A 22,405-nucleotide genomic window follows, 5' to 3' on the forward strand; every position below is an offset into this window, starting at 1 on the left:
GCATATGCTCGAGATCCGCGACCTGACCCTGCATTACGGCCAGAGCCAGATCCTGCACGGCATGTCTCTCGATGCCGCCCGCGGCGAGGTGACCGCGGTGATGGGCACGAACGGGGTCGGCAAGACCTCGCTCCTGAAGGCCATCGCCGGGCGCCACCCCTATTCCGGCGGCACGATCCGGCTCGATGGCGAGACGCTCTCCCATCCCACCGCCTACCAGGCTGCCCGCGCCGGGATCGCCTATGTGCCGCAGGGGCGCGAGGTGTTTCCGCTGATGACCGTGCAGGAGAATCTCGAGACCGGCTTCGCCTGCCTGCCCCGCGGCGAGCGAGGCGTGCCCGGCCATATCTTCGAGCTTTTCCCGATCTTGAAGGAGTTCCTCGGGCGGCGCGGCGGCGACCTCTCGGGCGGCCAGCAACAGCAATTGGCCATCGCACGCGCTCTGATCGCGCGCCCGAAGGTGCTTCTGCTTGACGAGCCGACCGAGGGCATTCAGCCCAACATCATCCAGCAGATCGGGCGGGTGATCGCGACGCTGCGAGACGAGGGCGCCATGGCCATCGTCCTCGTGGAGCAGTATTTCGACTTCACCTGGGGGCTGGCAGACCGGTTCACCGCCGTGACCCGCGGCGAAGTCTCCCTGTCCGGCAAGGCCGGTGAGGTCGACCGCGACGCGCTTCTGGCGCAGGTCTCGATCTGACAGGAGCGCGAGGACGCAGCGGCGGGGCTTGAGGCGCGCCGTCCTGCGGCCTAACGATCCGGGCGAAGGAGTGCCCGATGCGCGACACCGCCCCCCTGCCCCTGACCCGCGACCTCGTCCTGATCGGCGGCGGTCACACCCACGCATTGATCCTGCGCCGCTGGGCGATGGACCCGCTGCCGGGCGCGCGATTGACGCTGATCGACCCCGGCCCGACCACCGCCTATTCCGGGATGCTTCCGGGCTTTGTCGCCGGGCATTACGCGCGCGAGGAACTCGAGATCGACCTCGTGCGGCTGGCGCGCTTCGCGGGCGCACGGATCATCCTTGGACGTGCCGAGGGCATAGACCGCGCGTCCCGCGAAATCCACGTCGCGGGACGGCCGCCAGTTGGCTACGACATCGCCTCGCTCGATATCGGGATCACCTCGGACCTTCCCGACCTGCCGGGCTTTGCCGAGCACGCGGTTCCGGCCAAGCCGCTCGGCCCCTTCGCCGATGCCTGGGCCGCTGCGCGCGACATGCCCGGTCCGGTTGCCGTCATCGGCGCAGGCATCGCCGGAGTGGAGCTGGCCATGGCCATGACCCACGCGCTCCGCGAGCGTCATGGCGCGGCCGAAGTGCATTTGGTCGAGGCCACCACGGCGCTCTCCGACCAATCGCAGGGCGTTCGCCGGAAACTGCTGGGTCAGCTGCGGGAAATGGACATCACCCTGCACGAGAATGTCCGGATCGTGAAAGTCACCCGCCGCGGCGTCACGCTTCAAGACGGCACGGAAATCCGCGCCCGTTTCGTCGTCGGTGCGGCCGGAGCCCGTCCGCAGACTTGGCTGTCGCAGACGGGGCTGGAGCTTCACGAGGGCTTCGTCTCGGTCAATGCCCGCCTGCAAAGCTCCGATCCCGCGATCTTCGCGGCCGGAGACTGCGCGCATCTTACACATGCGCCGCGCCCCAAGGCCGGGGTCTATGCGGTGCGCGCCGCCGATACATTGCTGAAAAATCTCAAAACCGCCTTGGGATCAGGTTCTTACAAGCAGTACTTCCCGCAAAAAGACTATCTCAAGCTGGTTTCTCTAGGGGACCGCTCGGCGCTTGCGACGCGCTCGGGCTTCAGTCTCTCGGGGCCTCTGCTCTGGCGCTGGAAAGACCGGATCGACCGCAATTTCATGGAGAAACTGCAAGAGCTTCCGCAGCCGAAACCGGTGGCTCTGCCCTGGCCGCGCTCCGCCGGGATGACTGAGGCCCAAGGCCCGAAGCCCCTTTGCGGAGGCTGCGGTGCGAAGCTCGGACATTCCGCCCTGTCCGACGCATTGGCGCGGCTCCCGGAACCTCAACGTCGCGATGTAACCAGTTCGAAATTCGACGATTCAGCGATCCTGACCACCGGCGACGCGCGACAGGTCATGACCACCGACCACCTGCGCGCCATGGTCGAGGACCCGGTGGTGATGACCCGCATCGCCTGCCACCACGCGCTCGGCGACATCTGGGCGATGGGCGCCCGGCCGCAGGTCGCCACGCTCAGCCTGATCCTGCCCCGCCTCTCGGACGCGCTCGCGGCGCGGACCATGTCGGAAATCATGCAGACCGCGTCGGAGATCCTGCGCGGCTGCGGCGCCGAGATCGTCGGCGGTCATTCCTCGATCGGAGCGGAGCTGACCATCGGCCTGACGCTGACCGGCTTGTGCGACCGTGCCCCGATCACGCTGTCTGGAGCAAAGCCCGGCGACGCGCTCATCCTGACCAAACCGCTCGGCTCGGGCACCATCCTCGCCGCCGAGATGCAATACGCGGCCCCCGGCGCGGCGGTCGCGCAGGCGCTGGAGGCGATGTGCCACTCGCAGGAGACCGCCTCGCGCCTCCTCGGCGACGCGCACGCGATGACCGACGTGACAGGGTTCGGACTGGTCGGCCATCTCCAGAACATTGCCATGGCCTCGGGCACCGGCGCGCGCATCGACCTGGCAAACGTGCCCTTCCTGCCGGGCGCAGTGGATCTGGCGGCGCAAGGCCATCGCTCCAGCCTCTACCCGCAGAACCGCGCAATCGTGACCGACGCGCCGGACACGCCCGAGGCCGCGCTGCTCTTCGATCCCCAGACCTCGGGCGGATTGTTGGCCGCCGTGGCGCCCGACACAGCCGCCGCACTGCGCGACGCGCTCCGCAACGCGGGCTATCCGGCGGCGCTGATCGGCACCGTCACCGACCGGATCGGTCAGATCGAGATCGTCTGAAGCACGGCCTCGATCTCGGCGGCGGCCTTGTCCTGCGCCGCCGCGTCGAGGCTCTCGGCCGCGATCCGCGCCACGATCTCGGGTGCGACCGCCTTCATCGAGCGGCGATAGGCCGGATCGTAATGCTCTTCCATCAGCGCTTGCGTGAGCCCGCGCCGGTCGTCCACCGCGATCCGGTCCATCCACCCGTCCACGACCTCATGCCCCCGGAAGCGCCGGAGCGGCGTGAGCTTCTCGCGCAGGCTCTCGGCATCCGAGAGGATGTCGTCATAGGCCTCGGTCAGGTACTCGGCACGCGCCGCGAGCGGCACCTCGATCTCGATCCAGGGCGCGGCCTTCATCGCCGCCCAGAGCGAGGGCGGCAGGGTGATCTCGCCGATCTTGGAGCTTTCCGCCTCGACCACCACCGGCCGCCCCGGGTCGAGCGCGTCGAGCGCTACGCCAAGCGCCGTCTCGAACCCCTTCTGGTTCGGTTGTCCCCCCACCTGCCCGCCGAGAAGCGAGCCGCGATGCCGCGCGAGCCCCTCGAGATCGAGCACCTGAACTCCCCGCGCCTGCAGCCGCCCGAGGATCTCGGTCTTAGCGGTCCCGGTATAGCCCCCAAGCTGCACCAGGCGATGCGGCAGCGGGCGCTCGTAGAGCACCGCGTTGACCAGCCGCCGGAAGCTCCGGTAGCCGCCGTCGATCACCTCTGCCCGCCAGCCGATCTCGCGCAGCATCCAGGCGAACGACCCCGAGCGCTGCCCGCCCCGCCAGCAATAGACGAGCGGCCGCCAGCCGCCCTCGTGATGCGCGAGCGGCCCCTCGATATGCGCCGCGGCGTTGCGGAAGACGAGCGCCGCGCCGAGCTTGCGCGCGAGAAACGGCGATTGCTGCTTGTAGATCGTCCCGACCCGGGCGCGTTCCTCGTTGTCGAGCACCGGCAGGTTGATCGCACCCGGCACATGATCCTCGGCGAACTCCGCGGGGGAGCGCACGTCGATCACGGTGTCGAACCCGTGCGAGAGGATCTCGGGAAAACTGTTGAACGCGCGCGCCATGGCCGCGATCCATAGCGCCTGAGGCGGCCCACGAAAAGCGCGCCCGAAGCAGTTTTCGCAAGCGCACCATTTTCTGCCCGAGCCCTACTGGACACCGCCCGACACCTCGGCTATTTCGCCCCCACCCGAGGGCCCCGCCCTCACCCGTGCCCGGGTAGCTCAGGGGTAGAGCAGTGGATTGAAAATCCTCGTGTCGGTGGTTCGATTCCGCCCCCGGGCACCACAACGCCATCCAATTGCATCCCATATCGTCTAACAGTACCCTGTATTCGTAGGGTTTTACCGGATTGATTGTCCAGCCACGTCCTGCCGCGTACAGCGTAATCTACCCTGTTCGGGGGTATGTTTCGGGGTACGTGACCATATGGAACAAGGCGATACCCCCAATGGTGATGCTGAGTGATGCGAAGATTCGTGCGATCAAGCCCCGGGCCAAGCCGTTTAAGCAGTCGGATTTCGACGGCCTCTATCTTCTCATAAACCCGAACGGCTCGAAGCTCTGGCGGTTCAAGTACCGTTGGCAAGGCAAGGAAAAGCTTTTGGCGCTGGGCAGGTATCCGGAGATCACGCTGTTCGAAGCGCGGACATTGCGCGATGAAGCCAGGCGGCTGATCGCCACCGGCGAGGATCCCGCAGAGCTCAAGAAGGCCCAGAAGCGCAAACAGGCGTCTGAGCAGAACGACACGTATCGAAATCTGTCCGAGGCGTTGTTGGAGAAGAAGCGTCGCGAGGGCCGCGCCGCAGCGACCTTGACGAAGGCTGCCTGGTTTCACCGTCTCCTGTGCGCCGATCTCGGCCATCTTCCAATCGCGAGCATCACCGCCCAAGACGTGCTTATCCCTCTTCGGAAGGTGGAGCAGCGCGGGAACTACGAAACGGCGGTTCGGATGCGCTCCGCGGCTGGGGCCGTGTTCCGATATGCGATTGCTCTGGGCAAGGCCGAGAACGATCCGACCTTCGGTCTCAAGGACGCGCTGGTACGTCCGAAGACCACGCACAGGGCGGCGGTCACCGATCCTGACCAGCTTGGCGCTTTGTGTCGCGCAATCTCCGGGTTTTCGGGACAGCCAACCACGAGGCTTGCCTTGCAACTCCTGGCGCTCACCGCGCTTCGACCTGGAGAACTGCGGATGGCGGAGTGGGCCGAGGTCGATATTGGCGAGGCGACATGGACCATCCCCGAAGCACGCGCCAAAATGCGCCGTCCCCATATTGTGCCGTTATCTGAACAGGCGATCGCGCTTCTAGAGGAACTCCGCAAACTCACCGGATATGGGCGCTTTCTATTCCCCTCCGTCCGCTCTTCGAAGCGCGTCATGAGCGACAACACACTTAATGCCGCCCTGCGGCGTCTCGGCTATAGCAAGGAGGAGATGACTGCGCACGGGTTTCGGGCCACGTTCTCGACCTTGGCCAACGAATCTGGTCTCTGGCATCCGGATGCAATCGAACGCGCTCTGGCCCATGTCGAGAAGAGCGAAGTTCGTCGCGCCTATGCCCGCGGCCAGCACTGGGACGAGCGTGTGAGACTGGCGCAGTGGTGGGCAGACAGTTTGGACAAACTTGCACAGGATCGGGACCCGCATGCTCGATGACTCAGAAGGATCGGCGAAACCAACCGAACGCCTGATGCAGGGCTGGATTTATCGAGAGACGTGGACTACAGAAGAAGCGCTTTTTCTGGCGCTGGGCATATCCCCCGATCAAGAGACAGTTGAATACTGTCTGATTGCGCACGCAGCGCGTCTCGACCGCGCCAGACGCGACGGCATGGACCGAGCCACTCCTCTTGCCTGGCTTTGGTGGGGAGAGAGAAATGGCTTTCCTTACCATCACGAATGGTGGCTTGCAGTGACACCGCGTGGCCCGATTGGATATGACGGGCGACACTTTGCGTTTCACCGAAAAGAGATGCTTTCGGACGCTTATCTTCGATTTGAGCGCCAGTTGATCACCAAGTGGGCAAGGATGCCGAGTTGGACTCCTCAGGAAGCGCTCGACATTTCCCTAAACTTCGAACCGTTCACCTCTGTAAACTGGCTCGGGGAAGGTCCTGAGTTCGGTCCGACAATTCGAGAACGCGAGGATCGGTTCAAACGTCTCAATCGAGCGGTTGCGATTGGCGAGATATCGGAGACGGCGACCCCGAGGGACTATATCCGGTGGCTTGATCGAGCCGGATATATCGTCTCGGAGGCCTGGAGGCGGGCTGTTGGACTTCTGGAGGGGAATGACGTGCCCGACCAAGCGTTAGCCATGCCTTCTGAAAACGAACACCTGCGCCGCGAGCTTGAGGAAAAGGTTGCGGAACTCGAAGCCAGGTCTGTGCGCGAGCAGGCCGAACTCAAGGCATTGTCCAAGGAAAACCAGGCACTACGACATCAACTGAGAGACCGCGCCGAGGATATTGACGCTCTTCGGGCGGAGGCCGACGTGGGTGCGGCAAAGTATCAGGAAGCCATGAAGACCCTCGAGGAACTCAGAGAGAGTAACGAAGGGCTGAAGGCAGATCGCGACACGCGGCAAAAGAAAGCAGCACAAACTCGGCGGATCGTCAGCCTCCAGAAAGCGCTTCTGGCAGCTGTCGTCGACGGATTCGGTTACTCGCCGCGCGAAGGAGGATCAGGCATAGCGCAACATATTTCGGATGCGGCCTCTAGCCTAGGCTTCTCCCTGACCGCGCAGACGATCACATCGCACCTGAAAGAAAGCGCCGACGCGCATGTCTCTCAAGATGATTGGGAGCACCTTTACCCAAGAAAATAAGGGGTTCTCGTTGAATTCAACGGCCGTCCGTTGAATTCAAACCGGCCTTTGTCGCACCGGATCACGCTTGGCTCCATCACTCGAAACAAGGATGGACAACGTGACTTTCGACGACCTCCCAAACGACGCGCTGCTGCGCGAAAAACAGGTCCTTCACCCACATGGGCCTGTTCCCGTCTCCCGATCTACCTGGTGGGCAGGCGTGCGCAGCGGGCGGTATCCCCAACCGGTGAAGCTTGGTCCGCGCACCACGGCCTGGCGTGTCGCCGACATCCGGACACTTCTCAAACAGGGGGTGCTCTGATGTCGAAGAGACGCGATGAGACCCAAGGGCTGTTGGACCTGTTCTCGGCGGTAGGCATGACTGAGCACACGCGTGCCACCAGTCTCGGGGAGAAATCTGCGGAGTCGGAGGCTGACACCAGCGGGCCGAACTTGGGGAAGGACACAGCCCCTGCCCCTGCCCCTGCCCCTGAGGCATCGCCGGAATGCTATCTGCGCGACAAGGACGTCGCGCGTCGCTACGGGGTCTGCCGACAGACCGTCTGGCGCTGGGCCGAGCGTGGAATCCTGCCACAACCAGTACGCTTGTCGCGGGGCGCCACGCGCTGGCGGTTGTCTGAATTGAAGGCTGCCGAGCAATCGGCTTCGCGCTGTTCCAGCGGCGAGCACAATCGCATTGCAGCGTGGACGTCAGATAGCAGGGGACCGCGGTCATGAGCCGGTCCTATCGCAAAATCACCCCGAACATTTTGAAGGTCTATTCGGTCACAGACGTTCAGACGCTCTACGGCGTTTGCCGCAATACCGCATCGAACTGGGTTCGCGCTGGACTCCGGCCTTCGGATAGCTCGACCCCTCAAGTGTTCCGAGGAGCCGAGTTGAAACGGTTTCATGAGGAGCGAGCGGCGCGGAGCAATAAGCAACTTCGGTTCGGCGAGTTCAAATGCCTGGGGTGCGGTAATGCAGTCTTCCCCGAAATCGATACCGTTTCAATTGTCTCGCGACGCGATGGAATACCGCTCGCAGCTGCGACGTGTTGCGACTGCGGCGCGCGCGTGATGAAGTTACTGAATGAGACGGAATGCGACAGGATCAAAAACTGCCTCGATACCAATACAGAGCTGACCCTCGCAGACGAAAGAAAAGCCGCATCCAAGGCCTGTATTGGGAAGAATGATGGGTCTCAAGACGATGAATGGGCCACGTCGAACGATCGTATAATCCTCGACTGGCAGGCCTATGCGGGCCGGTACAGCGAAAAAACAATGCGCTCTCACCTCACCAGCATCCGCGATTTCGAGGCGTTCTCCGGCGGCGTTTGCTTTTCGAAGATCACCAAGAAGCAGGTTGGAGAGTATCGCGACCATCTGGTTCGGATGCTGGCGCTGCCGAAACTGCAAGGCGGGCTAAGTACCTCGACCGTCCAGCATCGAGCCTCGCATCTGAGGACTTTTCTCGAATGGCTCCGCGGACAGGACGGTTACAGACGCCTCAGCAGCAGCCTGCCCGATTACCTCGCCCTTCCCCGAAGCGCGACGGTCCGGAGAACGGACGAGAAAGCCAAAGACTATCCCACGCTCGATGAAGCATGGCGTATGGTGGCGCGGATGCCGACAAGGACGATCCTGGAACGACGCGACCGAGCGATGGTTGCTTTCGCGTTCATCTCCGGGTTCCGGGCCGCAACCTTGACCGCGCTGCGTATCAGGCATGTGGACTTCGAAAACAGGACGGTCGTGCAGGATGCCCGGGAGGTGCCCGCGAAAAACAGCAAGAGCTACCTTGCCAAATGGTTCCCGCGAACAGACGCGTTTCAGGACGTCTTTCTGGCATGGGTCGAAGAGTTAAAAAGTTTGGGGTTCGGCGAGACGGACGCCCTCTTTCCAGCGGCGAATGATCTTGGCACGAGATCGCCAGACGCGCCCAGCATCGATCCGTTGAACTCCAGCAAGCCGTTGCAATGCGCTTTCAAGGAGGCGTCAGAAGCCATTGGCAAGCGGTACACCCCTCATGCCGCACGCCATTCTCTCAAGGCGCTGGGCACCTTGATTTGCCGCACACACCGACATCGTAAGGCATGGTCGCTGAATCTCGGGCATTCAGACGAGCAGATCACGGAGCGGCATTACGGCAAGATGTCTCGAGCGCTCAGCTGCGAGATCATGGACACGCTGTCTTCAGACGAGATGTTCACCGAGGTAGAGAACGAGATCATTATCGACTATTACGAAGATCGTTTTGCGCGGGGCACGCCTGAATACGGAATGGCGCGCCGCTTGGCGGAAAGGCGCGAACGAGCGAGAGGAGGCTGCGACGTGTTGGAGTAGCCGTGTGTGCCCAAAGGCCAAGAGGCGCCGTTTGCCCCGCTTCAGAGCCGCGATCAATGTTTGCTATCGATGTGATGCTGCTCTTTCGGCATCAGTGATCACTGCGCTTCCGTGACGGACGTCCCTTATAGCGATTCCCTCCATTCCATCGAATGGATTGCACCATAAAACCTTGGAATCAAAAACCTAGGCTGCGATTTGGAGGGTACCGTCGGTGAGCTATCCGATAGCGCGGCCTGATCACGATCCGGCAACGAGGATTGCACGACCCCGTCGAGGATAAGAAAATTTCTCGCTATGGGCGATCAGTTGCTGAGCGTGCGTTTCTGGGCCAAAGAGCGTCAGAAATCATCTTCCATTTCCGACACCAGCACTCGAATACCATGCAAACGTCAGACACCGGAAAGGTAGTCCGCCGAAACGTAACCGGTGATCGCCGGTGCGTCGGCGAGGGAAACCTTGCACCAAAGCTGCCCGACCTCGGTGACACAGTCGCGCCGGATCAGCTCGGTGCCGTCCGGAAGACCGAGGATCACGCTAAAGCCGAGGCCCGGGCCCGCGCGAAGCTTCAGGAGCTCTTCGGGGCCGGTGCGCTCGACCACTGTCCTGCTGCCGCTCACGGTGCCGCAGCCGGTCAGAAGGGTCAGGGCGACAAGAGCGGTGAATGCGTAACGGATCATGACGGTCCTCGTGGTTGTTCTGGATCACTTGCCTCACGCGCAGGGAGGTTGCAACGCCGCACCTCCCGACCGGCCCGTCAATCTTCGACATCGCTGACATGCGGTCGCGCAAGGTCACGACGCGCCACGCGCCGATTGATTGCGTCGGGTACCCGTTGGTTCGGCGCCAAGAGCGACATACCGGGGGGTACTCCGACCTGATCCAGCGGAAGCCACGGCGCGGGCGCGCGACGATCCAAGCCCGATTTCGGAAGCATCCGCCGGTTCACGAGAGCAGCGACCAAGTCCTACGATACCGCGGCCGAGAGGAGCGCCGCGCCTCCCAGCGCTCCGCCCAACCCCCGCGAGTATCCAAGGACTTCGGAACCTCCTCCCGGCTCGGCCGTTGATCCTGACACCCGTATAGGAGGAGTTCCGAGATGAACGACCTGGCCCGCCGTCTTGGACTCCGGACCGATCCGGTCATCTTCTTTTCCTCCGCCGCGATCATGGTGCTCTTCGTTCTGGCCCTCCTGATCGCCCCCGAGACGATCCGCGCGGCCTTCGCCGCGGCCCGCAGCTGGATCGTCACCAACCTGGGCTGGTTCTTCATCCTCGGCGTCAATGCCTGGCTCGGTTTCCTGATCTGGATCGCCTCCTCGCGCTATGGCCATCTCCGGCTCGGGCCCAAGGACAGCCGGCCGGAATACACGAACCTCTCGTGGTTCGCGATGCTCTTTGCGGGCGGCATCGGCACGGTCCTGATGTTCTGGGGCGTGGCCGAGCCGATCTCGCATTTCTCCAGCCCGCCGCTGCCGGGCGTCGAGCCGCATTCGCCCGAGGCCGCCCGCGACGCGATCTCGATCGCGCTCTACCATCTGGGCCTGCACACCTGGACGATCTTCACCCTGCCGGGGCTCGCCTTTGCCTATTTCATCTACCGCTACGAGCTGCCGGTGCGCGTCTCCTCGGTCTTCTACCCGCTCCTGAAGGACCGCATCTACGGCACGCCGGGCAAGATCATCGACGTGGCCGCCATCTTGGGCACGGTCTTCGGCGTGGCGGTCTCGCTGGGCCTCGGCGCCAGCCAGATCGCGGCGGGGCTCGACGCGCTCTTCGGGACGGGCGACGGGGTGACAGTTCAGCTTCTGATCCTTCTGGTGCTCGAGATCGTGGCGATCGGCTCCATCGTCGCGGGGCTCGACAAAGGCGTGAAGCTCCTGTCGAACATCAATATCGGCATGGCGGTCCTTTTGATGATCTTCGTGCTGGTCTTCGGCTCCACGCTGTTCCTGTTGCGCGGAATCGTCGAGACCGCGGGGCTCTATCTCTCGAACCTGCCCCGCCTCGCCTTCTGGAACGACATGTTGTCCGACATGCGCCCCGACACGGACGAATGGGGCTGGCAGGGGTCCTGGACGGTCTTCTACTGGGCCTGGACCGTGACCTGGTCGCCCTTCATCGGCCTTTTCGTCGCGCGCATTTCGAAAGGCCGCACGATCCGCGAGTTTGTCTTCGGCGTCCTCCTTGCCCCATCCCTCTTCACGCTGGTCTGGTTCTCGATCTTCGGCTGGCAGGCGATGGGCTTTGACGGCATCGGCGCCGCCGCGCGCGAGGCGATGGGCGACCAGGCGGGTGCGCTCAGCCGCGCGGTGGCCGACAGCGTGCCGCTCGCCATGTTCGCCTTCCTCGAGAACTTCCCCGCCACGCAGTTGGTACAGGGCCTCGCCGTGGTGATCGTGGCGATCTTCTTCGCGACCTCGTCGGATTCGGCGTCGCTGGTGATCGACATGCTCTGCACCGGCGACGGCACCGCCGGGCCCGCCTCCCAGCGCGTGTTCTGGGGCGCGTCCGAGGGCGTGGTCGCGGGCATGCTGATCGTCCTTGGCGGCCGCGCGGGCCTCGACGCGCTGCAACAGGTCATCACCGTGGTCGGCCTGCCGGTCTTCATCCTTGTCTTCGCGATGATCGTCGCGATCCTGATGGGTCTAAGGCAGGAGGATATCGACCACATCACCATCGGCGAGAGACCGACGGCGGAGAGTTTCGGGAAGTCCGGGTAGCCTGGGTCGAGCGGGCTGCTCCGTCCGGACACGAATGCCTCCCGGCGCGGTTCAACTCGCACCATGGCAAGGGCCCGCGGCGGCGTGATTTGTGGCATCGCCACCCGCATTGGCGGCGTATCGCGCGTGTCGGCCCCGGTCCGCAAATTGTGACTTGCCTGGCGATCCGGCTTGAGACACAGCTTGGGCCATGTTGGCGCGGTGGTGTCTCACACTCTTTCTCATCCTGTCCGGCGGCGTGATCGCGGCCAGCCCGGTTGCGTCCGCGGCGATGGCGCTCAACATGCTCTGCGCCGGGACCGGCGATGGGCCGCATCTGCATGCTCCCGACACCGAGAGCGCCCTGAACGCGCACGCACATAGGGATCACGCGGCATCTTCGGAACAGCCCGATCTGCCGGGGAGCCCCGGCACCATGTCCTGTTGCGATCACGCCAGCGTTTCGGAACTCTCCGTGTCGATGCCCGATCAGCCCATCGTGCGTCTTGCGAGCCCGGTTCTCCACGACTGGTCCGGACAGAGCCTGACGGCGCTGTCCCATCCCGACGGCCTCCGCCGACCTCCGAAGGGCTGATTTTGCCATTACCGGGCGCCGCAGAGGCCGCCCGTTCCGCAAATCACTTTCGGAGACATGATGCGACTTTCTATCGTGGCCCTGCTGCCGCTGGCTCTTGGAGGCTGTGTCCAGCCGTTCGAGCCGCCCGCGGTCTCAGCCCTCACTGAGCCGGCCAATCCCGAAACGGCGCGCTTCGCGCCAGCGGGCCCAGGCGTCACCTACACCTCCCGGGCGATCGAAGCCCCGGGCGACTGGCGCGGTCTGAACGACGCGCAGGGACCGGGGGCATCGAGATGACGCGCGTGGCCAGACTGCTTGTCGCCATGGTCCCGCTGGCGCTTGGCGCCTGCGCGGATTCAGGCCTGATCAACTCCGCCTCCGCGCCGCGCGCGGGATTTTCCTTCGTGACCGACGGGGCGCGGCGGGCAACCGGCGCCGAGAGCGTCTGGGCGCTGTCCGCGGAAGAGGTCGCCGCGAACGAGGCGCGGGCCCGCGCGCTCCTGCATGGCAAGGTCATCGGGCCCGAGACCGCCGTGCAGGTCGCGCTCATCAACAACCGCGCGCTGCAGGCGGCCTATGCCGATCTGGGACTTTCGGCGACCGAGATCTGGGACGTGGCCCTGGGGCCGGTGTCGTCGCTCGAGGTCACGATCGCAGGGATCGGGCAAGAAGGCCTCGCCCGCTCGCTCGAGGCGACGGTGACCGGCGCGGTGCTCGAAGCCGTGACGCGCGACCGGCGCAAGGCCGTCGCGGAGACCGCCTTCCGGCAGGCGCAGTTCGAGGCGCTGGCCGCGACGGTGGCGCTGGCCGCCGACGCGCGGGAGGCCTGGATCGATACGGTCGCGGCCTTCGAGGCGGAGGCGCTGGTCGGTCGCGCGCAGGAGACCGCGGATGCGGCCTCGGAGCTGGCCGCCGAACTGGGCCGCACCGGTGCGCTCAACCGCGGCGAACAGGCGCGCGAGCATGTCTTCACCGCGGAGCTGGCCGCCGAGCGCGCCGATGCGCGGCTCGAGGCGCAGCTCGCCAAGGAGAAGCTGACGCGGCTCATGGGGCTTTACGGGTCCGACATCGCCTTCCAGGTGCCCGACCGGCTGCCCGGTCTCCCGGGCAGCCGTCCCGGTCGCGCCGATATCGAGCGCCTTGCGCTCACGCACCGGACGGATCTGGCGCTGGGACGGCTCGAACTCGAGGCCGTCGCGCAGGAATACCGGCTCGCCGGGGAGAAGCGCATGGTGTCGGACGTGTCGCTGATGGCGGGCGTCGAGGCGGAGCGCGAAGACGGCGCGACCGAGCTGTCGCCGGTGCTCGAGGCGACGTTCGAGATCCCGATCTACGACACCACCAAGCCCACCCGCCGCCGGGGCGAGCTGGCCTATATGCGTGCGGCGCACGAGTTGGCGCAGATGGCGATCAATGCCCGCTCCGAGGCGCGCGCGGCCCATGCGGCGGTGACCGGCAAGTACAACGTCGCGCGTCACTGGCGGGACGAGGTTCTGCCGCTCCGGCGCGTGATCGATGAGGAGGCGCTGAAATCCTATAACGGGATGCTCTCCTCGACCTTCGAGCTGATTGCCGACGCCCGCGAAGGGCTCGAGGCGCAGCTCAGCTATGCCGAGGCCAAGGCCGACTACTGGCATGCCGAGGCCGAACTGGCCGCCGTGATCTGGGGCGGACCGACAGGAGGATCAGAGTGATGAACCGCAGACAGGTTTTGACCGCGGGCGCCGGGGCCGTCCTCGCAAGCGCCGCCGCCGCGGAAACGCGCTTCCGCGACCTGCCCGAGGCCGCCAGTTACGACAGCCCCGACACGCAGGTCCCCGAACGGCCCGTATCAGGACCGGATTACAACCCGGTCGTGACGCTGAACGGCTGGTCCCTGCCCTGGCGCATGAACGGCAACGTCAAGGAGTTCCATCTCGTCGCCGAGCCGGTGGAGCGGATCATGGCGACCGGCATGATGGCGCGTCTCTGGGGCTATAACGGCCAATCGACCGGCCCGACCATCGAGGCGGTCGAGGGCGAGCGGGTGCGCATCTACGTCACCAACCGCCTGCCGGAGCACACCTCGGTCCATTGGCACGGGCTGATCCTGCCCTCGGGCATGGACGGCGTGGGCGGGCTCAGCCACCCGGCGATCCCTCCGGGCAAGACCTTCGTCTACGAGTTCGACCTGACCAAGTCCGGCACCTTCATGTACCACCCCCACGCGGACGAGATGGTGCAGATGGCGATGGGCATGATGGGGCTCTTCATCGTGCACCCGCGCGACCCGGCCTTCATGCCGGTCGACCGCGATTTCGCCTTCCTGCTCGCCGCCTATGACATCGACCCCGGCACCTACATCCCGCGCGTGGCGGAGATGACGAACTTCAACATGTGGACCTGGAACAGCCGGATCTTCCCCGACATCGACCCGTTGGTGGTCAACAAGGGCGACCGGGTGCGCGTGCGCTGCGGCAACCTCACCATGACCAACCACCCGATCCACATGCATGGCTACGATTTCGAGGTGACCTGCACCGACGGCGGCTGGGTGCCCGAGACGGCGCGCTGGCCCGAGGTCTCGATCGACATTCCCGTGGGGGCCATGCGCGCCTACGAGTTCGACGCCGTGCACGAAGGCGACTGGGCGATCCACTGCCACAAGTCACACCACACGATGAACGCGATGGGGCACGACCTGCCGACCTTCATCGGCGCGGACAAGAGCCGCCTGACCCGCATGCTGCGCCGCCAGCAGCCGGGCTACATGCCGATGGGCACCGCCGGGATGGCGGACATGGCCGAGATGTCGATGGAACTGCCCGACAACACGGTGCCGATGATGACCGGCTGGGGGCCGCACGGGCCCTTGGAGATGGGCGGCATGTTCAGCGTCGTGAAGGTGCGCGAGGGCATCGCGCCCGACGATTACTACGACCCCGGCTGGTACAAGAACCCGCCGGGCACCGAGGCCTGGGAATGGACCGGCGAGCTGCCCGAAGAGGCCCGCAACACCAGCCCCGAGACGATCTACTCGCCGCGCGATCACGTCAGGCGCGGCTGATGATCCCGGGCGGCCCCGAGCGCGGGCCGCCCCCGTTTTTCCCTGTCTTGAAAGGACACCCCATGAAGACCCTGATGACCCTCGCCTTTGCCCTTTTCGCCGCGACCGCGCATGCGGAAAGCCACAGCGCCGAGATGCCGATGAGCACCGGCACGATCACCAAGGTGGACACCCAGTGGAACCGCCTGACCATCGATCACGGCCCGCTCGAGAACCTCGAGATGGATGCCATGACCATGGTCTTCGAAGTGGCGGTGCCCGAGATGCTCGAAGGTCTCTCCGAAGGTCAGGAGATCTCCTTCACCGCCGAGCGCGTGAAGGGCAAGCTGACCGTGACCGAGATCGCGGACGAGTGATCCCCGGCTCAAACTGATAGTGCTGCGCCCCGGGAGACCGGGGCGCGGTTTCGTCTCACCCGGGGCCTTCCTCTTGCGACAGATCAAGGATCGCCGATCGCGGCCCATGGCACAGTCCGAGCGTCATCGCGAAGAGGAGTGAGACATGGTGAGATCGTTGCTTCCGCTGGCGCTTGTTGCCCAGCCGGCCCTCGCCGATACGGACGGGTATGGCCACATGAGCCATTGGGGCTCCGGCTATGGCGCGGGCATGATGTTTGGCCCGGTCCTGTGGCTGATCGTGATCGGACTGATCGTGGCCGCGCTCATCTGGTTCGCGCGCCGCGTCGACGGCGCGCCGCAGCCGGGACGAGAGAAGGATGCGCTGTCCGAGCTCGACCTGCGCCTCGCGCGCGGCGAGATCGATCCCGACGACTACTCGGCCCGGAAAGCGCTTCTGACCAAGTGAGACAGGCGGACGCAGGCCGCATCAGCCGCCGCGTCGCGTCGATCCGTCCGGTTCACACGGACACGGGCTGTCCTTGAAGGCGACACGAGAACGCCGGGGCGCTCACATGCCGCGTCCCGAAGGCTCAGCCCGCCCGCAGTAGGCCCCGTCGTCGCATCCGCGCGACCGAGCCTTGCGGCTCATTCCTTGCGGTAATCCGAATGGCACGCGGCGCAGGCCTTCCCGACCTCCTTCATGACCGGCCCGAGATCGCCCGGGCTCTTGACGGTGCCTGCCAGCGACGCGGTGATCTCTTCCAGGTGCTTCGCGTGCCCGGCGAAGGTGTCGAACTCCTCCCAGATGACCGGAAGCGCTTCCGATTTGGGGTCGGTCGCGTTGATCTCGAAGAGCGAGGGAATGTAGGAGGCCTCCTCGGACAACGTCGCGAGCGCCGCGTTGACGGCATCCGCGTCGAAGGCGGTCTCGCCCTTCGCCATCGCGCCGACGGTCTTCATCTGTTTGGCCATCTCGGACATGCCGATCATCCGGTTCATGACGTCCGGATTCTTCACTCCGCTATGCGCGACGGCCACGGTTCCGGCGGCGATCAATGCCAGGGCAATGTAGATCTTCATGGGGGTCCTCTGTCCTGTCTCTTGGCGAAACCGTGTGAACGGCTCCGATATTCGGTGTCTGATGTGAAGGTGTCTCAGTTGATGCCGTTGGCCCGCTGCAGTTCGCGCACATAGGCCACGATGTTCGCGACATCCGCCCCGGTCAGCCCGGGTTGAGGCGGCATGCTGCCGAAGTTCCAGTGATGGGCGCGAACGCCGTTCTGGACAGCGAGCTGGAAGGCCATGTCGCCGTGATGGCTCGGCTCGTAGATCTTGTGAACGAGGGGTGGGCCGGAGCCATTCCTGCCCGCGGCATTCTCGCCGTGACACGCCGCGCAGACCGCGTCGAAAGCGCGCTCGCCGAGCACCGCCTCGTACGACAAGGACTGGGGCAGAGCGACCGCGACGAGCGCTTCGCCCTCGGCGGGCGCCGCAGCGGCGGGATCGTCCGTCGGCGAGGTTTGAAGGTAGATGTAGGCGCCGCCTGCAAGCGCGAGTGCCGCCACGACGGCCAATAGTGTCGATTTCATACCTGGAGTCCTGATTGGCATGGCCGGAATGCCATGCGGTCATCGTCGGTGCGCCTAAGGCGCAGTCGCGGTGTGACCGGATCAGGCCCGCGGAGGCGGCAGATCGCGCGCAATGACGATGGAGCGCGGCGGGGACGATCCCGCAGGGCGCAGCGCCCGCGCAACCACAGGAGCCCAGACGGAGAGCTCCGCCACATTGGGCAGCGTGTAGATCGCCGGACCGCAGCCCGGACCCTTGTGGCAGCCGTCGATCTCGGCGTGATCTCCCGCGCCGTCGACCTCGATGCAGTCGACGCAGTCCGCGACCATGCTCGCCCCATGCGCCGTCTCGTGCGCGGAGACGGCACTGGGCCAGGCCGCCCAGGCACAGGCCAGAAAAGACAGCAGGATAAGGATGTGCCGCATGGGGCCTCCGTTGCTCGGCCGTAGTTATCGCTTCGGTCCCGACCCAAGGTCAATCGGCCCCGCGCAACTCTTCGGTATCGGCGTCACGGAGCGGTCTCACAGCTTCTGCGCCCGCAGCCGCAAGGCGTTTCCGATGACCGACACCGACGAGAGGCTCATCGCCGCCGCCGCGAAGATCGGCGAGAGAAGAACCCCGAAGAACGGGTAGAGAATACCGGCCGCGATCGGCACGCCGGCCGAGTTGTAGATGAAGGCGAAGAAGAGGTTCTGCCGGATGTTCCGCATCGTCGCTTCGGCCAGCCTGCGCGCACGCACGATCCCGGTGAGATCGCCCTTCACCAGCGTGATCCCGGCGCTCTCGACCGCCACATCGGCGCCGGTGCCCATGGCGATGCCGACATCGGCCTCGGCCAGCGCGGGCGCGTCGTTCACGCCGTCGCCTGCCATCGCGACCGAAAGCCCCTCGCTTTTCAGGGATTTCACCAAGGCGTTCTTGTCCTCCGGGCTGACCTCCGCATGGACCTCGTCGATGCCGAGCTCCCTGGCCACGGCTTCGGCCGTGGCGCGGGCATCGCCCGTCGCCATGACGATCCGGAGGCCCAGCTCGTGCAGGCTGCGGATCGCGTCCGGCGTCGTCTCTTTGATCCGGTCGGCCACGGCCACGAGGCCCGCCAAATTGCCGTCGACCGCGACGAACATCGCCGTCTTGCCCTCGGTCTGCAGCGTCTTGGCGCGCTCGGCCATCGCTCCGGTCTCGACCGAGAGGTCGCGCATCAGCGCCGCGTTTCCTAGCGCGACCGCGCGGGAGCCGACGGTGCCGGTGACGCCCTTGCCGGTGATCGCCTCGAAATCTCGGCTGTCTTGGCGCGCAGCACCGCGCTCCTCCGCGCCCGCGACGAGCGCTTCGGCGAGCGGATGCTCCGATCCGCGCTCGAGCGCGGCCACGAGTGTCAGGAGCTCGGTTTCGTCGATCCCTTGAACCTCCACATCGGTGAGCGTCGGCTTGCCTTCCGTCAAGGTGCCGGTCTTGTCGACGATGAGCGCATCGACCTTGGCGAAGCGTTCGAGCGCCTCTGCATCCCGGATCAGCACGCCTGCGTTGGCGCCGCGACCCGACGCCACCATGATCGACATCGGCGTGGCGAGGCCGAGCGCACAGGGGCACGCGATAATGAGGACGGAGACCGCGGCGACGAAGGCATAGGACAGCGCGGGGCTCGGCCCGAGGACCCACCAAGCAATGAACGCAAGAAGCGCCACCCCGACCACAGTCGGAACGAAATAGCCCGCGACACGGTCGGCCACCGCCTGGATCGGCGCGCGCGAGCGCTGCGCCGAGGCCACCATCTGCACGATCCGGTTCAGGGTCGTGTCCTCGCCGACATTCTGCGCCTCCATCAGGAAGGAGCCGGTCTTGTTCAGCGTCCCGCCGGTGACGGGTTCGCCCTCCACCTTCTCCACCGGCACCGGCTCTCCGGAGATCATGCTCTCGTCGACCGAGGAGCGGCCTTCGGTCACGACCCCGTCGACCGGCACGCTCTCGCCCGGGCGCACCCGCAGGATGTCGCCCGATGCCAGGTCCTCCAGGGGCACATCGCGCTCGGTATCGCCTTCGACGCGCCGCGCGGTCTTGGGCGCGAGATCCATCAAGGCCCGGATCGCGTCGCCGGTGCGCTCGCGCGCGGCAAGCTCCATGACCTGGCCGATCAGCACGAGAACCAGGATCACCGCCGTCGCTTCGAAATAGACGGGCGTCATCCCCATCCCGTCCCGCATCTGCGTCGGCAGGACGCCGGGCGCGAGCATCGAGACGATCGAGAACAGGTAGGCCGCGCCCGTCCCGAGCCCGATCAGTGTCCACATGTTGGGGCTGCGGTTCTTCACCGACGTCCAGGCGCGCTTGAAGAACATGCGGGTGAACCAGACGACAGGCGTCGCCAGCGCAAATTGCAGCCAGACGAAGGTCGTGTGCCCGAGCCATTCGTCGATCGGGATGCCGACATGCGCGCCCATCTCCAGAAGGAACACGGCCGCCGCGAGCGGCGCGGTGATCCAGAGCCGCCGCTTGAAATCGACGTATTCGGGATGCGGGCCGCTGTCGAGCGAGGGCGTCATCGGCTCGAGCGCCATGCCGCAGATCGGACAATCGCCCGGATGGTCCTGCACGATTTCAGGGTCCATAGGACAGGTGTAGAGCGTGCCCTCGGGCATCGGCTCGGGCTCGGGTCTGTCGCCGAGATAGGCCTCCGGATCGGCCTCGAACTTCGTCTTGCAGCCCTTTGAGCAAAAATAGAATTTTTCGCCCTCATGCTTGAGGAAATGAGCCGCAGTCGCCCGCTCGACGGTCATCCCGCACACCGGATCCTCCGCGGTGCGATAGGTCTCGGGGGAGTCCTCGAATTTCCGCCGGCAGCCCTCCGAGCAGAAATGGTAGGTATGGCCCTCATGGACACTTGTGGGCTTTCCCGCATCCGGATCGACCGTCATGCCGCAGACGGGATCCCGGATGATCTCAGCGCTCTTGGTTGTTTCGGCGTCGGCCATCGCACAAGCTCCCCTTCTGTCGCGGTCCGATCAGAGACTTGGGGCTTCCAGTGACCGGAAGGTCAAGGGCGTGTTGCGATATTCGTCACCTGCGTCCCGAGAGCGCGAGGTAGGACAGGCTTGCGTTGTGCAGATCAGGCTGACCTGCACGAACAAGAAATCCGGTTCCGGGGCAAACTCTCCGCGGCCACAAGGGCGATGCGGCCACGCTCCGTCGAGCCCGCCCGCGCTTCCGGGTCGGCGAGAGGGTTTCTCGCCGACCCGGGCTGACAGGCCTTAAAGCGTGCCTTCGTTGGTCAGCGACATGATCCCGGCGGTCGTGCCGTCGCTATAGGCGATGCACTGCCAGGGCGCGCGCATCTCGCCGACGCCGACGCGGACCATGGTCCCGGCTTCGGAAAACTCCGAGCCCAGGAGCACGACGTCGGGGTTGTTGGTCTCGACCGTCACATCCCGAAGGCAGGCCTGCTCGGCCGCGGTCGGGATGGATGCGGAGACCGAGGCGTCGGACGTGCCGCCGACATCTGCGCAGGCCGCAAGAAGGCCAAGGGCGGTCAGCGCTCCGAAGACGCGTGTGTGTGGTCCGGTCATGTCAGCAATCCTCCGCGGGCAGCATGGTGACGCTGGAATAGCGCCCGTTTGCGGTGACGATCTCGGCACAAGCGCCGGTGTCACGGTTGAACCAGTAGGTGGTCAGGCCCTGGCTTCGCACCGGCTGGTATCCGAGCGCCATCAGGCCGCCCTCGGCCTGTCCGGCGCGGGCCCCTTGGAATTCGCTCAGATCATTGGCGCTGCCGACGCTCGGCATGCCGGCCTCGGGAGCGGGTGCCATCGAGGAGCCGTCATCCTCGACGCAGCCCCCGAGGATGAGGGGAGCCGCGAACACGGCCAGGGCGCTTCTTGAAAAGGTCATTGGGTCTCTGTCTCCGAAAAAAGGGAAGGATTGGCCCGAAAGGCGCTCACTCGATACCGATGATGACGGAATAGCCCGACGGTGCGCCGGTGCGGTTGATCACTTCGATCACGTGATCGCCCGATTGCCAGAGCTGGCCCCGGTACTCCCGGTCGCTGCTGATCTGCTCGAGCAGGAAGCTGCGGTCGGGATTGAAGATCTGGTAAGAGATCGGGCCGCCATCCGGCGCGACGCGCGTGTAGAGATTCTGCCCGTCGCGCGCGTTCAGGAGGTAGCGATGCGACTCTCCCGGGGCCAGTGTCCCGCGCAGCTCGGCCCCGGAGGTGCCAGCGGCGAATTGCACGCGGGTCTCGCCGCCGCCTCCGCCGCTCGCGACAGGCGTCGCCGCCGGGGCGGAAGCCTGGCCGGTGCCCTCGATCAGGAACTCGCCCGCCGCCCAGCCCTGGGCACCGGGATCGGCCAGCGTCGCGATCTGGCACCAGCGCCGCCCCTCGGACATCCGGCAGCCGAGATTGCGCACGCCTTGGCCGTTGCGAAGCTGCGTCACGACCGCAGCCCCGGCCGAGGGGGCCGAGCGCATATTGAGCTGACCGCCGCCCGAGACCGCGACCTCGAAGAAATCCGGGCCCCCTTCGAGCCCGTCGGCGTAATCCGCCTGCACACTCGGCGCCATCGCACCGGTGACCGACAGATCGAGCGTGTAGCTCGAGCTCTCGCCCCGGCGCGCGGCGGCGCGGTAGAGGAAGACCGCGACGGTATACTCACCCGAGGCCGGAAGCGTGCCGACCCAAGCGTTCATCGGATCGGTGAACTCGCCGATCACCAGCGCCTCGTCGCCAAGCCCGCGCCCGGGCTCGTAGATGTTGAAATAGGTGGCCGCGTTATTGGCAGTCATCGCAACCGACATCGTCTGACCGGCTTCCGCACCGATCCGGTAGAGCACGGCGTCGCGCCCGCTGACACTGTCGGAAATGCTGGTCCCGGTCGCGCCAGCAGGGAAGCGGACATCGACGGTTCGGTCCTGGGCATCGGCGCTGAGGCCGATCGCCACGAAGAGGCTGGCTGCGAGAAGAATGCGGGATATGCGCATGGGAATCCTCAAGGATCATGAATTTTTTGCGTAATGGGAAAACAACGACACGAGGATCGCGCAGACCGCCTCTCGGATCAAGCCTGAGGTCTCAGACCGCGGAACCACGCAGAGCGGCGTCTCCCTCCGGTG

General features: G+C 65.4%; 22 protein-coding genes and 1 tRNA gene. 14 read left to right on the forward strand and 9 right to left on the reverse strand.

The annotated features are described in order from the left end of the window. Positions 1–4 precede the first annotated feature (4 nt). Both urtE and selD read left to right on the forward strand, forming a co-directional pair. Positions 5–700 carry an urea ABC transporter ATP-binding subunit UrtE gene (urtE, locus tag ACFQ4E_RS03520; protein WP_386801538.1) on the forward strand — a complete coding sequence of 232 codons (696 nt, stop codon included), beginning with the start codon at positions 5–7 and terminating at the stop codon, positions 698–700. Between the two features lie 77 nt (positions 701–777). Continuing rightward, a complete protein-coding gene (gene selD, locus ACFQ4E_RS03525) occupies positions 778–2,934 on the forward strand; it encodes a selenide, water dikinase SelD (RefSeq protein ID WP_386801539.1) in 2,157 nt (718 codons plus the stop codon). Here the strand turns inward: selD and mnmH are convergent. Next, the gene (gene mnmH, locus ACFQ4E_RS03530) at positions 2,916–3,974 is read right to left on the reverse strand and encodes a tRNA 2-selenouridine(34) synthase MnmH (RefSeq protein ID WP_386801540.1); all 1,059 of its coding nucleotides are present in this window, start codon (positions 3,972–3,974) and stop codon (positions 2,916–2,918) included. The genes selD and mnmH overlap by 19 nt on opposite strands. Before the next feature lie 148 nt (positions 3,975–4,122). Here mnmH and ACFQ4E_RS03535 point away from each other — a divergent pair. The 6 genes from ACFQ4E_RS03535 (at position 4,123) to ACFQ4E_RS03560 (ending at position 9,070) form a co-directional block, all read left to right on the forward strand. After that, positions 4,123–4,197: transfer RNA gene (locus ACFQ4E_RS03535), tRNA-Phe, on the forward strand. Between the two features lie 163 nt (positions 4,198–4,360). Continuing rightward, a complete protein-coding gene (locus ACFQ4E_RS03540; RefSeq protein WP_386801541.1) occupies positions 4,361–5,569 on the forward strand; it encodes a tyrosine-type recombinase/integrase in 1,209 nt (402 codons plus the stop codon). After that, complete coding sequence (locus ACFQ4E_RS03545; RefSeq protein WP_386801542.1) at positions 5,559–6,740, forward strand: hypothetical protein; 1,182 nt, start codon at positions 5,559–5,561, stop codon at positions 6,738–6,740. The genes ACFQ4E_RS03540 and ACFQ4E_RS03545 overlap by 11 nt, the downstream gene beginning before the upstream one ends. Before the next feature lie 91 nt (positions 6,741–6,831). Further along, the gene (locus ACFQ4E_RS03550) at positions 6,832–7,044 is read left to right on the forward strand and encodes a helix-turn-helix transcriptional regulator (RefSeq protein ID WP_386801543.1); all 213 of its coding nucleotides are present in this window, start codon (positions 6,832–6,834) and stop codon (positions 7,042–7,044) included. Between the two features lie 56 nt (positions 7,045–7,100). Further along, entirely contained in the window at positions 7,101–7,460 is a 360-nt protein-coding gene (locus tag ACFQ4E_RS03555; RefSeq protein WP_386801635.1) for a helix-turn-helix transcriptional regulator, read from the forward strand. Beyond that, positions 7,457–9,070 (forward strand): tyrosine-type recombinase/integrase, encoded by a 1,614-nt coding sequence (locus ACFQ4E_RS03560; protein ID WP_386801544.1) that lies wholly within the window; start codon positions 7,457–7,459, stop codon positions 9,068–9,070. The genes ACFQ4E_RS03555 and ACFQ4E_RS03560 overlap by 4 nt, the downstream gene beginning before the upstream one ends. A 392-nt stretch (positions 9,071–9,462) precedes the next feature. On the opposite strand, the gene ACFQ4E_RS03565 is transcribed toward ACFQ4E_RS03560, so the two are convergent. Next, the gene (locus ACFQ4E_RS03565; RefSeq protein WP_386801545.1) at positions 9,463–9,750 is read right to left on the reverse strand and encodes an SH3 domain-containing protein; all 288 of its coding nucleotides are present in this window, start codon (positions 9,748–9,750) and stop codon (positions 9,463–9,465) included. A gap of 419 nt (positions 9,751–10,169) precedes the next feature. Between ACFQ4E_RS03565 and ACFQ4E_RS03570 the strand changes: the two genes are divergently transcribed. The 6 genes from ACFQ4E_RS03570 (at position 10,170) to ACFQ4E_RS03595 (ending at position 16,198) form a co-directional block, all read left to right on the forward strand. Beyond that, positions 10,170–11,792, forward strand: a complete 1,623-nt coding sequence (locus ACFQ4E_RS03570) for a BCCT family transporter (protein WP_386801546.1) — start codon at positions 10,170–10,172, stop codon at positions 11,790–11,792. A gap of 190 nt (positions 11,793–11,982) precedes the next feature. Then, the gene (locus ACFQ4E_RS03575) at positions 11,983–12,366 is read left to right on the forward strand and encodes a hypothetical protein (protein WP_386801547.1); all 384 of its coding nucleotides are present in this window, start codon (positions 11,983–11,985) and stop codon (positions 12,364–12,366) included. A 284-nt stretch (positions 12,367–12,650) separates the two neighbouring features. Continuing rightward, a complete protein-coding gene (locus ACFQ4E_RS03580; protein WP_386801548.1) occupies positions 12,651–14,042 on the forward strand; it encodes a TolC family protein in 1,392 nt (463 codons plus the stop codon). Then, on the forward strand, positions 14,042–15,394 hold the full coding sequence (locus ACFQ4E_RS03585; protein WP_386801549.1) for a multicopper oxidase family protein: 1,353 nt from the start codon (positions 14,042–14,044) through the stop codon (positions 15,392–15,394). The genes ACFQ4E_RS03580 and ACFQ4E_RS03585 overlap by 1 nt, the downstream gene beginning before the upstream one ends. 62 nt (positions 15,395–15,456) lie before the next feature. Then, positions 15,457–15,750 carry a copper-binding protein gene (locus tag ACFQ4E_RS03590; protein WP_386801550.1) on the forward strand — a complete coding sequence of 98 codons (294 nt, stop codon included), beginning with the start codon at positions 15,457–15,459 and terminating at the stop codon, positions 15,748–15,750. A 145-nt stretch (positions 15,751–15,895) separates the two neighbouring features. Further along, positions 15,896–16,198 carry an SHOCT domain-containing protein gene (locus ACFQ4E_RS03595; RefSeq protein WP_386801551.1) on the forward strand — a complete coding sequence of 101 codons (303 nt, stop codon included), beginning with the start codon at positions 15,896–15,898 and terminating at the stop codon, positions 16,196–16,198. 179 nt (positions 16,199–16,377) lie between these two features. Here ACFQ4E_RS03595 and ACFQ4E_RS03600 read toward each other — a convergent pair whose 3' ends face one another. From ACFQ4E_RS03600 to ACFQ4E_RS03630, 7 genes are all read right to left on the reverse strand, one after another. After that, on the reverse strand, positions 16,378–16,812 hold the full coding sequence (locus ACFQ4E_RS03600; protein ID WP_386801552.1) for a c-type cytochrome: 435 nt from the start codon (positions 16,810–16,812) through the stop codon (positions 16,378–16,380). A 74-nt stretch (positions 16,813–16,886) separates the two neighbouring features. Beyond that, positions 16,887–17,321, reverse strand: a complete 435-nt coding sequence (locus ACFQ4E_RS03605) for a c-type cytochrome (protein ID WP_386801553.1) — start codon at positions 17,319–17,321, stop codon at positions 16,887–16,889. A gap of 81 nt (positions 17,322–17,402) precedes the next feature. Next, positions 17,403–17,726: a hypothetical protein gene (locus tag ACFQ4E_RS03610; protein WP_386801554.1), complete on the reverse strand. Its 324-nt coding sequence runs from the start codon at positions 17,724–17,726 to the stop codon at positions 17,403–17,405. A 96-nt stretch (positions 17,727–17,822) separates the two neighbouring features. Beyond that, on the reverse strand, positions 17,823–20,270 hold the full coding sequence (locus ACFQ4E_RS03615; RefSeq protein ID WP_386801555.1) for a heavy metal translocating P-type ATPase: 2,448 nt from the start codon (positions 20,268–20,270) through the stop codon (positions 17,823–17,825). 276 nt (positions 20,271–20,546) lie between these two features. Continuing rightward, positions 20,547–20,861 carry a hypothetical protein gene (locus tag ACFQ4E_RS03620; protein ID WP_386801556.1) on the reverse strand — a complete coding sequence of 105 codons (315 nt, stop codon included), beginning with the start codon at positions 20,859–20,861 and terminating at the stop codon, positions 20,547–20,549. Position 20,862: 1 nt separating this feature from the next. Then, positions 20,863–21,183, reverse strand: coding sequence for a hypothetical protein (locus ACFQ4E_RS03625; RefSeq protein WP_386801557.1), 321 nt, complete (start codon positions 21,181–21,183; stop codon positions 20,863–20,865). Positions 21,184–21,229: 46 nt separating this feature from the next. Then, on the reverse strand, positions 21,230–22,273 hold the full coding sequence (locus tag ACFQ4E_RS03630; RefSeq protein WP_386801558.1) for an SH3 domain-containing protein: 1,044 nt from the start codon (positions 22,271–22,273) through the stop codon (positions 21,230–21,232). Between the last annotated feature and the right edge of the window lie 132 nt (positions 22,274–22,405).

It is taken from the genome of Litorisediminicola beolgyonensis (assembly GCF_042679605.1).
Taxonomy (GTDB): Bacteria; Pseudomonadota; Alphaproteobacteria; order Rhodobacterales; family Rhodobacteraceae; genus Litorisediminicola; species Litorisediminicola beolgyonensis.